Origin of the sequence: Gordonia sp. p3-SID1431, assembly GCF_025143765.1 — a bacterium.
GTDB lineage: Bacteria > Actinomycetota > Actinomycetes > Mycobacteriales > Mycobacteriaceae > Gordonia > Gordonia hongkongensis.
In genome coordinates this window covers 1-16,002 of record NZ_JAMBDT010000109.1, presented here as the reverse complement: position 1 = coordinate 16,002, position 16,002 = coordinate 1, and the positions used below count along the sequence as shown (strand labels likewise).

Genomic DNA, 16,002 nt, shown 5'->3' with positions numbered 1-16,002 from the left:
GTGGGCGAGGTACTCGGTGTCGAGACCTCGGTGCGTGACCTGTTCGAGGCGCCGACAGTACGTGCGCTGGTGGGCGAGGTGTCCGGACACGCCGCGGCGCTGCCCCCGATCGTCGCGAATGCCGAACGGCCGGAACTCGTTCCGCTGTCGTTCGCACAGCAACGGATGTGGTTCATCAACCAGTTCGATCCGTCGCTTCCGACCTACAACATCTCGGTGGTGTTGCAGGTGACCGGACCTCTGGACACCGACGCACTGCGCCAGGCGATGGCCGACGTGGTGGGCCGCCACGAGGTCTTGCGCACCACCTTCCCCTCCGTCGAGGGGGCGGCATATCAGCTCATTCATCCGCGCGAGCAGATCGCCGAACGCCTCGACTGGGGGATCGTGGCGGATCAGCGCGAGCTGGAGAGCGCGATCGTCGCGGGCTTCGACGTGAGCGCCGACTGGCCGGTCCGTGCGCGGGTCTGGCCGGTCGAGCCGGGCCGATCCGTGGTCGCAGTGGTCGTCCATCACATCGCTGCCGACGGCGAATCGATGAATCCGCTCCTGGCCGACGTGATGAACGCCTACGACGCGCGGGTCGCCGGGCGGGCACCCGACTTCGAACCGCTCGAGGTCCAGTTCGCCGACTTCGCGCTATGGCAGCACGATGTCCTCGGCGACGGGTCCGACCCGGACTCGGTGATCGGCGCCCAGTTGTCCTACTGGGCAGACAAACTCGCCGATCTGCCCGAGGTGCTCACGCTGCCGTTCGATCGGCCGAGGCCGCTCGTCGCCTCGCAGCGGGGCGGCCGGGTCGGTGCGGTGATACCGGCCGAGATCGGCGACCGCGTGCGCGACCTCGCTCGCGAGGCCGACGCGACGCCGTTCATCGTGGTACATGCGGCGCTCGCGGTTCTGCTGGCGCGTCTGTCGGCGGGGGAGGACGTGGCGATTGCGACGCCGGTGGCCGGACGCGGCCAGCGTGTCCTCGACCCGCTGGTCGGTATGTTCGTCAACACCCTCGTCCTCCGCACGCAGATCGCCCCGTCGATGACGTTCGCCGAACTCCTCGAGCAGGCGCGCGAGACCGATCTCGAGGCGTTCGCCAACGCCGACGTCGCGTTCGAGACGCTCGTCGAACGACTCAACCCCGTGCGATCCGAAGCGTTCGCACCCCTCGCACAGGTGATGTTGACCTTCGGCCAGACCGCGATACCTGAGATGGGAGCCGACACGGCGCCGGCCTCGGTCGCCGGTCTTGACATCGAACCGATGTCGCCCGCGGACCCGCCGGCGAAACTCGACCTCACCGTCGGTGTCACCGTCCCCGAGGGCGACGGCGACTGGCCGCTTGAATTCGTGTTTGCACGGGACCTCTTCGATGAGGACACCGTGGCTCAGCTGGCCCGCAGGTTCGTCGCGATCCTCGATCAGCTGACGGCGCGGACCGAGGCGCCGGTGGCCGAGGCGGCGCTCCTCGAACCCGCCGAGGTTGCGGACATACTGCGTCGGTCCCGTGGCACCGAGATCGTCATCGCAGCGGAATCCGTTGTCGCCGGGGTAGAGGCCGGCACTACCCGGCATCCCGACACGATCGCGCTGACCTTCGCTGACCGTGAGCTGTCTTATCGCGAATTCGGAGCCCGGGTCGCAGATGTGGCGCGCGAGCTGCTGGCGCTGGGCGTCGGTCCCGACGTCGCGGTGGCGGTGTGCATCGATCGCGGCGTGGAGATGGTCGTGGCGGTCCACGCGGTGACCGCGGCGGGTGGACAGTACGTGCCCATCGACACCGCGGCCCCGGGCGACCGCGTGCGCTACATGGTCGAGACCGCGGGCGCGCGGGTCCTCCTCGTCGGACCGCGGCCCGTGGCGGCCGACCTGTCCGGTCTCGACGACGGGATCCGGCGCGTCACCGTCGATTCGACCCGCGACATCGATCGGTCGACTCCGCCGGTCACCGACGCCGAGCGCGTTCGGCCCATCCGCGGTGACGACGCGCTGTACACCCTGTTCACCTCGGGTTCGACGGGACGGCCGAAGGGCGTCACCGTCTCGCACGCGTCCGTGGCCAACCGGTTGTGGTGGGGACTCGACGAGTACCCCTGGACCCTGGGCGATCGCATCATCCAGAAGACGCCGTACACCTTCGACGTCTCGGTGCCGGAGCTGTTCGCGCCGTTGCTGACCGGGGCGACGATGGTGATCGCCGAACCGGGCGGTCACGCCGACCCGCTCTACATCGCCGACCTGATCGCGTCCAGCGGTGCCACCTCGGTGCACTTCGTCCCGTCGATGCTGTCGGTGTTCCTCGATGTCGTACCGGCCGAGACGATCTCGCGCCTGGGTACGCTCCGCTGGCTGTTCGCCTCCGGTGAGGCGCTACCGCCCGCGGTGGTGGCCCGTGCCCACGAGCTGCTGCCACACGTGCGGATCGTGAACCTGTTCGGTCCCACCGAGGCGGCGGTCGAGGTGGCCTACGCCGACGTGACCCGGGCACCGTCGGTCGTGCCGATCGGCGTGCCGGTCTGGAACACGACCACCCATGTGCTCGACGCGCGGCTGAACCCGGTCCCGACGGGAGTCCCGGGCGAGCTCTATCTCGGTGGCGAGCAGGTGGCCCGCGGGTACGCCGCGCAGCCGGGACTTTCCGCCGAACGCTTCGTGGCCGACCCGTTCGGCCGGCCCGGCTCGCGGCTCTACCGCACCGGCGACCTCGTGCGGTGGAACACCGACGGTGAGATCGAATACCTCGGCCGCACCGACTTCCAGGTGAAGCTGCGCGGCCAGCGCATCGAGCTCGGGGAGATCGAGTCCGTCGTGGCGGCTGCGCCCGGGGTCGTGCACGCCGCGGTGACGGTGGCCGACGCGCCGGGCGGCGGACAGCATCTGGTCGCCTATGTCGCGCCGTCGACCGTGGACATCGAGGTCCTGCGCGACGCGGTGACGCAGGCACTTCCGGAGTACATGCGTCCGACCCTGTGGATGCCGATCGACGACGTCGTGCTGAACAGCGCGGGCAAGCTCGACCGCCGCGCCCTGCCCGCACCCGACTTCGCGGGGCTCGACGCCGATTACGTCGCGCCCGCCAACGCGACCGAGGAGACCCTGGCGAGCATCGTGGCGGGTCTGCTCGGACTGGAGCGGGTGTCGGTCACCCAGTCGTTCTTCGCGCTCGGCGGCGACTCGATCATGTCGATCCAGCTCGCCTCGGCGGTTCGCGCCGCGGGGTTCACGCTCACGCCGCGAGACATCTTCGAGCAACGCACCATCCGGGCGATGGCCCGCGTGGTCGCCGGCGAGGCTCATCGCCTGCCGTCGCTCGACGAACCCACGGGCGGTGCGCATGGCGACATGCCGCTCCTGCCGGTGATGTCGTGGATGATCGAGCATTCATCGGAGCCCGGCGATTTCGCGGACTTCTCGCAGTACCGGGTGCTCCACGGGCCGTCGGGACTCACCGTGGACGCGTTGTCGGAGTTGCTGTCCGAGCTCATCGCGGTACACCCGATGCTGTCCGCCCGTCTCGCCCGCGACGGCGACCGCTGGCAACTCGTCGCCGGTTCCGGCGAGAGCCCAGATGGTTCGCACACCGACAGTCCGGGCGCAGCGCCGTACGTGTTCGCGCGGTCCTCGACCGCACCGGTGGGTACCCCCGGCCACGACGCCGACGTGCGCGCCGCGCATGCCGAGGCGCTGGCACACCTCGATCCGTCGACCGGCGTGCTCGTCGCAGCCGGCATCGTCACCGACGTCGACGGCGTCGGTCGGGTGGTCCTGGCGATTCACCATCTCGGTGTCGACGCGGTGTCCTGGCCGATCATCGTCGAGGACCTGGTGATCGGATGGGCGCAGCGGGCAGCAGGTCAGCCGATCGCGCTGCGGGCCGAGGCGACGTCCGAGCGGGCGTGGGCCCACGCGGTCGGCGCACAGGCCGACTGGCGCGCGACCGAGCTGCCGTACTGGCTGGAGCGGCTCCCGGCCTGGCCCACCGATCTCGGGATCGACTTCGACGCGTCGCGGGACCGGTTCGCCACCGAGGTGTCGGTGGTCCACTCATTCGACGCGCAGGTGACCGAGGCCGCGCTGACCTCGGTGCCGGAAGCGTTCCGCGGCAACGCCAACGACGTCCTGCTCGGTACGTTCGCCCGTGCGGTCCGGGCGTGGCAGGCCGCGCGCGGCATCGCCGACGTCGCACCCGTGACGGTCCTGGTCGAGGGCCACGGCCGCAAGGACGAGATCGTCACCGCCGACGGCGAACGCGCCGTCGACCTGTCCCGCACGGTCGGCTGGTTCACCACGATCGCCCCGGTCGCCGTCGATCCGTCCACCGACGTCGCCCATGCGGTGAAGTCGGCCAAGGAGGAACGCCTCGGGCAACCCGACGGCGGGCTCGGTTTCGGTGTGCTGCGCTACGGCGCCGATACCGAGCTGTCGCAGCGTCCGCTGCCGAGCATCGGGTTCAACTTCTTCGGCGCCGGACGCGCGGGACGCCCCGCGGCCGAACCCGAGCACGACGTCATCCCGTTCACCGGCGCGCCGAGCGCACCGGGGATGCCGCCGTCGGTGTCGGGCGCGATGGTCGCGCTGAACCCGTTGAGCGTCAACGTCGGAACGCAGAGCGACGGCGATGCCCGGCGCCTGACGGCCAACTTCACCTTCCCGTCGGCACTGTTCGGGACCGACGACATCGCCTCGCTCGCCGAATTGTGGGCGGATGAACTCGTCGCGCTCGCGCAGCACGTCGCCGCGGTCGGCGACCCGGGCCGCTCGCCGTCGGACGTGCCGGGCACGCCCGTCACCCAGGCCGAACTCGACGCGCTCGCGGTGCGTTTCCCGGGTGCGGACGTCTGGCCACTCACGCCGCTGCAGTCCGGTCTGTACTTCCAGTCGCAGATGGCGTCGCGAGACCCGTCGGCCGTCGACGATGGGCTGTCGGCGGGAGCCGCGAGCGTGGACGTCTACGTCACCCAGGCGGTCCTGCACCTCGGGGGCGACGTCGACCGCTCGCGATTGCGGTCGGCCGCAGAGGAACTGGTGGCCCACCACCGGGTGTTGCGCAGCGGGTACGTGCGTACGCCCGGAGGTGCACTGGTGACCGTCGTGCCCCCGCGCGTCGACCTGCCGTGGTCCGAAGTGTCCCTGGAGGCGGGTCTCGACGACCTCGGGGCCGCACAGCGGGTGCGCGAGATCGCCGACGCCGAACGGATCACGCCGTTCGATCTGGAGAATCCGCCGCTCATGCGGTTCGTCGGTGTCGAGCACGCCGCCGGTTCCGCGACGACGCTGAGCCTGATCGTGACCAACCACCACATCCTGCTCGACGGCTGGTCCGGGCCGCTGGTCCTCGCGGACCTGCTCGCGCTCTACGCCGGGGTCGGCCCGTACACGGCCACCATCGCCGCGGAGACCGACTTCGGCGATCACGTCCGGCGTCTCGCCGCCACCGACCGGGCCGCGGGTCTCGCCGCGTGGCGGGAGGTGCTGTCGCCGCTCGAGGAACCGACGCTGGTTTCCGGCGCCGAGGAGGCCACGACCACCTCGTTGCCGCGCAACCACGAGGAGTGGATCGACGCCGGGACGACGGCCGCGATCAATCGGCTCGCCCGCGAGCGCGGGGTCACGGTCAGCACGATCCTGCAGTTCGCGTGGGCGGTACTGCTGTCGCGGATGACCGGTAACCGGGTCGTCGCCTTCGGTGAGACCGTGTCGGGCCGCCCGTCGGACCTCGATGGTGTCGAGGGCATGGTCGGCCTGTTCATCAACACGGTCCCGAGCGTCGTCGACGTCGATCCGACCGCCGCCATCGGTGACGTGCTCGCCGCGATGCAGGCCGACAAGGTCGCAGTCCTCGACCATCAGCACGTCGGCCTCGCCGACCTCACCGCGCTGGCCGGGATGGGTGCCCTCTTCGACACCCTCACCGTGTTCGAGTCGTTCCCCGTGGACTCCGACTCGCTGTCGACGGCGGACACGTCGCTGGCCGGTGGTCTGCAGATCGTCGGCGTGGATGCCGACGACTCGACGCACTATCCGCTCAACCTCGCGTCGTCACCGTCGGGCGATCGCCTGCTGCTGAAGCTCAAGTACCTCCCGTCGGCCTTCGCCGACGACCAGGTGCGGGTGTTCGGTGCGGCACTGCGCGAGATCCTGCGGACGACCGTCGACGATGCGGATCGGCCGACCTCGGCGATCGCCCTGCTCGACGCGGCGGCAGCCGCCGAACTCGCCCCGGTGAACGGTCCGGCGGCGCCGGAGCCGCGACTGCTGGGCGAGGTCTTCGCCGACATCGCGGCCACGCATGCCGAGACCGTCGCGGTCACCGACGGCACCGGCGCATCGCTCACCTACGCCGAGCTCGACGAGCGCTCGAATCGTCTCGCGCGGTGGATGACCGGTCGGGGGATCGGCGTCGATCACGTGGTGGGGCTCGCGGTGGGACGCACCGTCGACCGTCTGGTCGGGCAGTGGGCCCTGGCGAAGCTGGGTGCGGCGTACCTGTCCGTCGACCCGACGCTGCCCGCCGATCGCATCGCGCACATGATCACCGATTCCGGTGTGCGACTGGTCATCACGTCCGATCGACGAGGACCGGATTCGGGCGTCGACGTCCCGGGCGAGGTCGAGTCGATCGATGTGCACACCCTTTCCGAGGCGGTGCGCAAGGTCGACGGCAGTCCGCTCACCCCGGGTGAGGTGTCGGGTGCCCCGCGTCTCGACGCGCTCGCCTACGTCATCTACACCTCCGGCTCGACCGGTGTGCCCAAGGGTGTCGCGGTCACCCATCGTGGTGCACACGCCTTTGCGGTCGCCGAGGCGCAGCGGTTCGGTATCCGTCCGGGTTCACGTGTACTCGGTTACGCCTCACCGAGTTTCGACGCCTCGGTGCTCGAGTGGCTGCTCGCCTCGACCTCGGGTTCGACGCTGGTCTACCGGCCGGACGAGGTCGTCGGCGGCGAGGTGCTCACCGGATTCCTCCGCGAGCACGCGCTGACGCACGTGTTCCTGACACCGAGTGTGCTGGCGACGGTCGAACCCGACGAGCTGCCCGCACTGCGGATGCTCGCCTCGGGTGGTGAGGCGGTTTCCACCGCCCTCGTCCGCGCGTGGTCGCACCGGGTCGCGTTCCACAACGCGTACGGTCCGACGGAGACGTCGGTGGCGGTCACCATCAGCGGTCCGCTCGATCCGGACGGACCGGTGACCATCGGCGCGCCCGTGCCGGGTACCGGTCTGCTGGTCCTCGACCAGCGCCTGGCGCCGGTGCCCGTCGGGATGGCCGGCGAGCTGTACGCCACCGGCGTCTCGCTGGCACGCGGTTACCTCGGGCGCCCGCAACTGACCGCCGAACGGTTCGTGGCGTCCCCGTTCGGGGTGCCCGGCGATCGCATGTACCGCACGGGCGACCGTGTCCGGTGGGTGCGCTCGGCGTCGGGTGAGCTGGTGCTCGAGTACCTGGGACGTTCGGACGACCAGGTGAAGCTGCGCGGGCTGCGCATCGAACTCGGCGAGATCGAGAACGCGCTGACTTCGCATCCCGGTGTCCAGACGGCCGTGGTGCTCGGGGTGGGCGGGCCGGTCGCGTCGTCGTTGGCCGCCTACGTGGTGTTGGCGTCGGAGGCGCCTGCCGTCGACGTCGGCGATCTGCGCGACCATCTCGCGGATCGGTTGCCCACGTACATGATCCCGGCGACGATCACGGTGCTCGACGCCCTGCCGCTCACCCCGACGGGCAAGCTGGACAAGCGGGCCCTGCCCGCCCCGGAGATCGCGGCGGACGACCTCGTGGCCCCGGAGACGGCGGCCGAGGCACGCGTCGTGGCCGTCTTCGCCGACCTGCTGGGCGTCGACGCGGTGTCGGTGACGGGTGACTTCTTCGCCCTCGGCGGCAACTCGCTGTCGGCGACCCGACTGGCCGCACGCGTTGGCGATGCGCTGAACGCCGACATCGGCGTCCGGGACGTGTTCGAGTCCCCGACCCCGCGCGCCCTGGCCGCTCTCGGAGAACACCGCGGCGGGTTGCGCGCTCCGGTGATCCGGGTCGAGCCCAGACCGGCGGAGATCCCGCTGTCGTTCGCGCAGCAGCGGATCTGGTTCATCAACCGCCTCGATCCGGCGTCGGCGGCGTACAACCTGCCGATCGGTGTCGAACTCGGCGGCGAGCTCGACGTCGAGGCCCTGAGCGCGGCGATCGGCGACGTCGTCGCCCGGCAGGAGATCCTGCGGACCACCTTCCCCGCCGTCGACGGCCGGCCGACGCAGGTCGTCCACGACGCCGACGGTTCGGCCGCGCTGCCCCGGCTCGTCGAATGTGCCTCGGAGGCCGAGCTTCTCGACGCGCTGTCGGCCGGTTTCGACGTCTCCACCGAGGTGCCCGTCCGGGTCCGGTTGTGGCAACGCGGCGAGGGTTCGTGGGTCCTGCTCGCGGTGCTGCATCACATCGTGGGTGACGGTGAGTCCATGCGGCCGCTGTTGGCCGATGTCGTGACCGCCTACCGCGACCGTGCCGCCGGCCGCACGCCGGAGCTGCCGCCGCTGCCGGTCCAGTTCGCCGACTACGCACTGTGGCAGCAACGCGAGCTCGGGGCGGTCGACGACCCGACGTCGGTGGTCGGCCGGCAACTGTCGTACTGGCTGCGTCAGCTCGCCGGGGTTCCCGATGTGCTGGAGCTGCCCGCCGACCGCCCGCGCCCGACCGTGGCGTCGATGCGGGGTGCGCGGGTGGACTTCGAGATCCCACACGAGGTCGCGACGCGGATCTCGGCGCTGGCGCGCGACCGCGGGATGACGCCGTTCATGGTGGTGCACGCGGGCCTGTCGGTGCTGCTCGCCCGGGTCACCGCGACCGACGACATCGCGGTGGCCACGCCCATCGCGGGTCGCGGACGCGCCGAGATCGACCAGCTGATCGGTATGTTCGTCAACACCCTGGTCCTGCGGGCCGAGGTCGACCCGTCGATGAGCTTCGCCGAACTGCTCGAGGACACCCGGGTCGTCGACCTCGACGCCTTCACCAACGCCGACGTGCCGTTCGAGACACTGGTCGAACGTCTGAACCCGACCCGGTCGAGGGCGTTCTCGCCGCTGGCACAGGTCATGCTCACGCTGACCAACGCCGGCAGCGGTTCACCGGTGCTCGAGGCGGAGGGGCTGCGGGTCGCGCCACTCGAGTCGCCGGTCACGTCCGCCCAGCTCGACCTGACGGTCGCGGTGGTCGCCCGTCCGGACCGGTCCTGGTCGGCGTCGATGGTGTACGCCACGGACCTGTTCGACGAGGGGACCGTCGAACTGCTCGCGCAGCGCCTGGTTACGCTCCTCGACGGGCTCACCGCCCGACCGGATGCCGCGGTCGGGGAGTGTCCGCTCGTGACGCCCGCGGAACGTGATCGCGTGCTGGCCTGGTCGGCGGGTGCCGCGACGCGGCCGACCGGTGCGACCCTGCCGGGCATCATCGGATCCCGGCAGCCCGGCGCGGGGGAGCCGAAAGTCGGCGAGAACGGTGTGGCCGGCCGCGGGGTCGGGTACAACGGTCGCGGCGGGTACAACGGCCTCGTCGACCCCGACGGGTACAACGGCCTGAACGGGGACGCGGGTCGCTACGGTCACGATGGTTCCGACGGCAGTGGTCCCGGTGGGGATGACTGAGCGCAGCGAACACAGGGGGAATGGGGAACGCAGGACGAGACGGCAGGCGACGAGGCGAGATGGAGGCCCAACGGTGACCGATGTGGTGCATGTGGCGACGAGGTCCGACGTACCGGCCATCGTGTTCGGTTCGCGTCGCGTCAGCTACGCCGAGTTCGGTGCACGGGTCGACTCACTGGCTCGTCATCTGATCTCCATCGGTGTCGGACCCGACGTCGCCGTCGCGGTCGCCATCCCGCGGTCGGTCGAGCTTCTCGTCGCCATCCACGGCGTCGTCGCGGCGGGCGGACACTATGTCCCGCTCGACGTCGACGCGCCGTCCGACCGCACCCGGTACATGCTCGACACCGCCGATGCCCGGCTCGTTCTCGTCGCCGCCGAATCCGCTGTCGCGCTGCCGACGGACGTCACCGCGCTGGTGGTCGACACGACAGTCGAGGTCGACCCCGCCACCGCACCGGTCACCGACGGCGAACGGCTTGCGCCCCTCCAGTCCGCCGACGCGGCCTACACGTTGTTCACCTCGGGGTCGACGGGTCGTCCGAAGGGTGTGACGGTGTCGCACGCGGCGATCGTGAACCGCCTGGAGTGGATGCGGGACTGGTATGCGATCAAGGACTCGGACGTCTTCGTGCAGAAGACGCCGGTGACGTTCGATGTGTCGGTGTGGGAGTTGTTCCTGCCGTTCGCGGTGGGGGCGACGTTGGTGGTGGCCGAGCCGGATCGGCATGGTGATCCGCGGTATCTCGCCGAGTTGATCACGGCCGAGAAGGTGTCGGTCATCCATTTCGTGCCGTCGATGTTGTCGGTGTTCCTGGATGTCCTGGGCGATCGGGTGGGTGAGCTGTCGTCGTTGCGGTTGACGTTCACCTCGGGTGAGGCGTTGACCGCGCCGGTGGCGCAGGCGTTGGTGGCGGCGTTGCCGGGCAACGAGGTCCACAATCTGTACGGTCCGACCGAGGCGGCGGTGGACGTGACCGCTCATCAGGTGCGGGCGGGGGAGACGTCGGTGCCGATCGGCGTCCCGGTGCCGAGCACCACCACCCTCGTCCTCGACTCGCGACTTCAGCTCGTGCCCTCGGGCGTGCCCGGGGAGCTGTATCTGGGGGGCGTGCAACTCGCCCGCGGTTACGCCTCGCAGCCCGGCCTGACCGCCGAACGGTTCGTCGCCAGTCCCTTCGCGGCTCCCGCGCGCGGCGAGGCGGCCGACAACACCGACGGTTTCGGTGAACCCGGTGAACGTCTGTACCGTACCGGCGATCTCGTCCGCTGGAATGCGCGTGGCCAGTTGGAATACCTGGGCCGCACGGACTTCCAGGTGAAGCTTCGCGGACAGCGACTGGAGCTGGGGGAGGTCGAGTCCGTCCTCATGTCGGCGCCGGGTGTCCTCCACGCGGCCGCCACCGTGGCGAAGGTGTCCGGGCAATCACACCTCGTCGCCTATGTCTCGCCGGCGTCGGTCGACATCGACGCGGTGAAATCGGTTGTCGCGCGGACACTGCCGGCCTACATGCGGCCGACGGTGTGGATGGCACTCGAGCAGCTGCCGCTGAACAGTGCGGGCAAGGTCGCCCGGCGTAAGCTGCCGGTCCCCGAACTCACCGTCGAGGAATTCGCCGCACCCGAGTCCGACGCCGAGACCTCGATCGCGGCCATCGTCGCCGATGTGCTGGGCGCCGACCGGGTCAGCGTGACGCAGTCGTTCTTCGACCTCGGCGGCAACTCGCTGTCCGCGGCGCGTGTGGCGGCGCGCGTGGCCGACCTGCTCGACGTCGACGTGTCGGTGGGCGACCTGTTCGACGCGCCGTCGGTGCGGGATCTGGCCGCCCTGGTGTCCGGACGCGGCCGGAGCGTCCCGCGCGTCACCGCGATGCCGCGGCCCGCGCGGTTGCCGTTGTCGACGGCGCAGAGCCGCATGTGGTTCATCAACCAGTTCGACACCGCCTCGGCGGCCTACAACATCCCGATGGCCCTGCGGCTGACCGGAGCCCTCGACCTCGACGCGCTCGCGGCCGCGGTCGGCGACGTGGTCGCCAACCACGAGATCCTGCGCACCACCTACCCCAGCGACGAACAGGGGCCGTTCCAGCTCGTCACCGATGCCGACACGGCCCGCGCCCGCCTCGACTGGCAGGCGGTGGAGACCGAGGATGATCTGTTCGTCTCCGCGACCACCGGCTTCGACGTCGCCGCCGAGTTCCCCCTCCGGGTCAGGGTCCTGCGCCGCGCCGACGACGTGGTGGACGTCGTCGTCACCGTGCACCACATCGCCTTCGACGGTGAGTCGACCCCGGTCTTCGTGCGCGACCTGCTCGGCTCGTACCTGGCCCGGACGAACGCCGCACCACCGGTCGCCGCGCCCGCGGTCCAGTACGCAGACTTCGCGCTGTGGCAGCGCGAATACCTGGGCGCCGCCGACGATCCCGGCGCACCGATGGGTCGTCAACTCGCGCACTGGCGCGAGGTCCTCGCGGATCTGCCCGCGGTGACCGACCTGCCGATGGATCGCCCGCGGCCGGCCGTGCTCGACACCGCGGCCGCCGTCGAGTCCGTGACCGTCGACGACGCGCTCGCCGCCGCCCTGGAAGACGTGGCGCGCAACCGCGACGTCACGATGTTCATGGTGCTGCACGCGGCACTCGCCGTCACCGTCGCGCGGCTCGCCTCGACCCGGGACGTCGTCATCGGCACACCCATCGCCGGCCGCCCCGACGCCGCGCTCCACGACCTCGTCGGCATGTTCGTCAACACGCTCGTGCTGCGCACCGACGTCGACCCGGCATCGACCGTCGACGACCTCATCGCCACGATCCGCGCCACCGACCTCGATGCCTTCGCGCACGCCGACGTGCAATTCGATGATCTGATCGAGGAACTCGCGCCCGAGCGGTCCACGGCCTATCCGCCGCTGGTCCAGATCGCCTACACCCTCGTCGCCGCCGGGGGACAGCCGGAGGAGATCGACCGGGTGGAGCTCTCGGGTCTGAGTGCCGAACCGCTCGGGGCCGCCGCCCCGATCGCCAAGTTCGACCTCACCGTCTCGGTGTCCGAACGGACCGGGTCGTCGCCGATGCGGGCCGACTTCCTGTACGCCACCTCGTTGTTCGACGCCGCGACCATCCGGCGCGTCGCCGAGGTCTGGCTGCAGGTGATCGCCGCGATGGCCACCGACCCGTCGCTGCCCGTCGGAGACGTCGACATCGTCGGCATCGACGCCGCCGCCCTCAGCGCGCCGAGCCGCAACTCCGTCGGCGAGACGGCGCCGGCCGCCGACGGCGGGGTCACCGAGCCGGTGACCCTCACCGAACTCCTCGCGCGGCGCGACCTCGACCCGCATCGTCCGGCACTGGTCCACGACGGCACCGAGATCTCGTACGCGGAATTCGAGGAACGGACCAATCGTCTGGCTCGCCAGTTGATCTCCCGCGGGGTCGGGCCCGGTGACGTGGTCGCCGTCGGCCTCGAGCGGTCGATCGGGTCGGTGGTCGCCGTGTTCGGTGTCATCAAGGCGGGTGCCGCCTACGTGCCGATCGACCCCGCCTACCCGAGTGACCGGATCGCGTTCATGGTGGCCGATTCCGGTGTGCGCCTCGGCATCACCGATGCGCCGACGCGGGACAGGCTGGGAGAATCATCCTGCGAATGGCTCGAACTCGCCTCGCTGGACGATCCGGCCGTCGCCGGTGGACCCGTCACCGACGCCGAGCGTCATCGGCCGGTCCTTCTCGACGACCTGGCCTATCTCGTCTACACCTCCGGTTCCACCGGACGGCCGAAGGCGGTCGGGGTTCCGCATCGCGGCATCGCGAACTTCGTCGCCGCGCTGACCGAGGTCACCGGAACGCCGGCGCAGGCCCCCGACACCCGTGTCCTGCACGTCGCATCCCCGAGCTTCGACGCCTCGGTGCTGGAGATGATGTGGTCGATCGCGGTCGGGCACACCCTCGTCGTAGCGCCCGCGTCGGAGTACGCCGGCGACGCACTGGGCCGCATCCTCGAGCGCGATCGGGTCACCGACACCCTCATCACCCCCACGGTGCTGGCGACCGTCGATCCGCGCCGGGGCCGCACCGTCCGCAACCTCGTCACCGGTGGCGAGGCCTGCCCACCCGAGCTGATCGCGCGGTGGGCCACACCGGAATCCGGCCGCCGGATGTTCAACTTCTACGGCCCGTCGGAGGCCACCGTCTGGGCGACCACCGGACGATCCGAGCCCGGTGCGCCCGTGACCATCGGACGACCGGTCCGCGGCTTCGCCGCCTACGTGCTCGACGGCCGTCTGCACCCGGTACCCCAGGGCGTGGTGGGTGAGCTCTACCTGTCGAGCGGCGACTCGCTGGCGCGCGGATACCTCGGCCGCCCCGGCCTCACCGCGTCGTCGTTCGTGGCCGACCCGTTCGCCCGCAAGGCGGGCCACCGCATGTATGCCACCGGCGACCTGGTGCGGATCACCGCGACCGGCGAGATCGAGTTCGCCGGGCGCGCCGACCACCAGGTCAAGATCAACGGCCAGCGAGTCGAACTCGGCGAGATCGAGTCCGTCCTCGGTGACCAGCCGGGCGTCGGCTCGGTCGTCGTGGCCGGGGTCGACGACGACCACGGTCGCACCCGGCTCGTCGCCTACCTCGTGGCCGACGACTCCGCCGGCGACCGCCTCGACGCCGACGCCGTCCTGGCCGGGGCTGCGGATCGGCTTGCCGGACACATGATCCCGCACTCGGCGATGGTGCTCGACGAGCTGCCCGTGACCCCGGGCGGCAAGCTCGACCGGCGCGCGCTGCCGGTACCCGAGTTCACCACGCCCGCCGACGGGTACGTCGCACCGGCGACGACCGCCGAGGAGACCCTCGCGGCGATCGTCGCGGGGCTGCTGGGTCTCGGCACCGTCTCGGTCACCGAGTCCTTCTTCGCGCTCGGCGGGGACTCGATCATGTCCATCCAGCTCGCGTCCGCCGCGAAGGCCGCCGGGTTGTCGCTGTCGCCGCGAGAGATCTTCGAGCAGAGGACCATTCGCGCGATGGCGCGGGTGGCGTCGGCAGGTGGGGACCGGGCCCCGATGCTCGCGGAGCCCACCGACGATCCGGCCGGACGGGTCGATCTCCCGCCGATCGTGTCCTGGCTCGTCGACGCCGCTCGGACGCCGGCCGACCTCGCCGACTTCAACCAGTCGATGGTGCTCACGGCGCCGGCCGGACTCACCGTCGCCCACCTCGGCGAGGTGCTCGGCGCGCTGGTCGCCGCGCACCCGATGCTGAGTGCGCGCCTGGAGTCCGCCGGGGACACCCAGACCGGGGACACCCAGACCGGTGACACCTGGACCCTCACCACCGGAACACCTTTCGATCCCGGCGCCTCGATCGTCTCGGTGGCGACGGACACCGTACCCGGCGAGGCCGGGTTCGCCGATGCGCTGGTCGACGCGCATGCGCAGGCGGCGCGCCGCCTCGACCCGGCCGCCGGGCGGCTGGTCGCCGCGACGGTGGTCAGCGGCGCCGCCCCGCAGGGTTCTCCCGACGAGGCGGATCGGTCCGTACGAATAGTGCTGGTACTGCACCACCTCGCCGTCGACGCGGTGTCCTGGCCGATCCTGATCGAGGATCTGCTCACCGTCCACGCCCAGCTGACCGCGGGGCAACCGGCGGCGGTCCGCGCCGAGGAGACCTCGCAACGTGCGTGGCAGCGGGCACTCACCGCGCAGCTCGACGCCCGTCGTGGCGAAGCCGGGTACTGGCTCGAGCGCTCCCCGGCCGTCCCGACCGACTTCGGTGCGCCGCTCGACCCCGACCGCGACCGATACGGCACCCTGACCTCGATCGTCCACCGCGTCGACCCGGCCATCGTCGACCCGTTGACGACGACTGTGCCCGAGGCGTTCTCGGCGTCCGTCGTCGACGTCCTGCTCGGCACCCTCGCGCGCGCGGTCCGCTCCTGGCAACATGATCGCGGCATCGCCGACGCCGCTCCCGTCACCGTGCTCACCGAGGGGCACGGCCGATACGAGGACGTCCTGCTCACCGGCCCGGACCCGCGTCGCGCCGACCTGTCGCGCACGGTCGGCTGGTTCACCTCGATCGCCCCGCTCGCCCTCGATCCGGCCGACGACGTCGTCCACGCGGTCAAGGCGGCCAAGGAAGAACGCCTCGGCATGCCCGACTCCGGGATCGGGTTCGGCCTGCTGCGTTACGCCGCCGACGGCCGCGGCCCCGGCGACCCGGCCGCGCAACTGCATTCGCGTCCGCTGCCGACGATCGCGTTCAACTATCTCGGGACCCGCGGTACGACCGGTCAGAGCGAGGACCCGACGACCCCGGACGGGGCCGACCCCCTGTCGTCGGTCGCCCCGTCGTCCGACACCGCAGCACCGGCCGGGGGGGG

The 16,002-nt window shown here is 71.0% G+C and carries 2 protein-coding genes; both read left to right on the top strand.

Going from position 1 to position 16,002, the window contains the following annotated elements; translation table 11 throughout:
• The coding region (locus M4D77_RS20470; RefSeq protein WP_259937217.1) for a non-ribosomal peptide synthetase at nt 1-9,627 on the top strand (9,627 nt) is incomplete at its 5' end.
• 73 nt (nt 9,628-9,700) lie between these two features.
• Nucleotides 9,701-16,002 (top strand): non-ribosomal peptide synthetase (locus M4D77_RS20465; protein WP_259937216.1); only part of this gene is annotated, 6,302 nt, incomplete at its 3' end.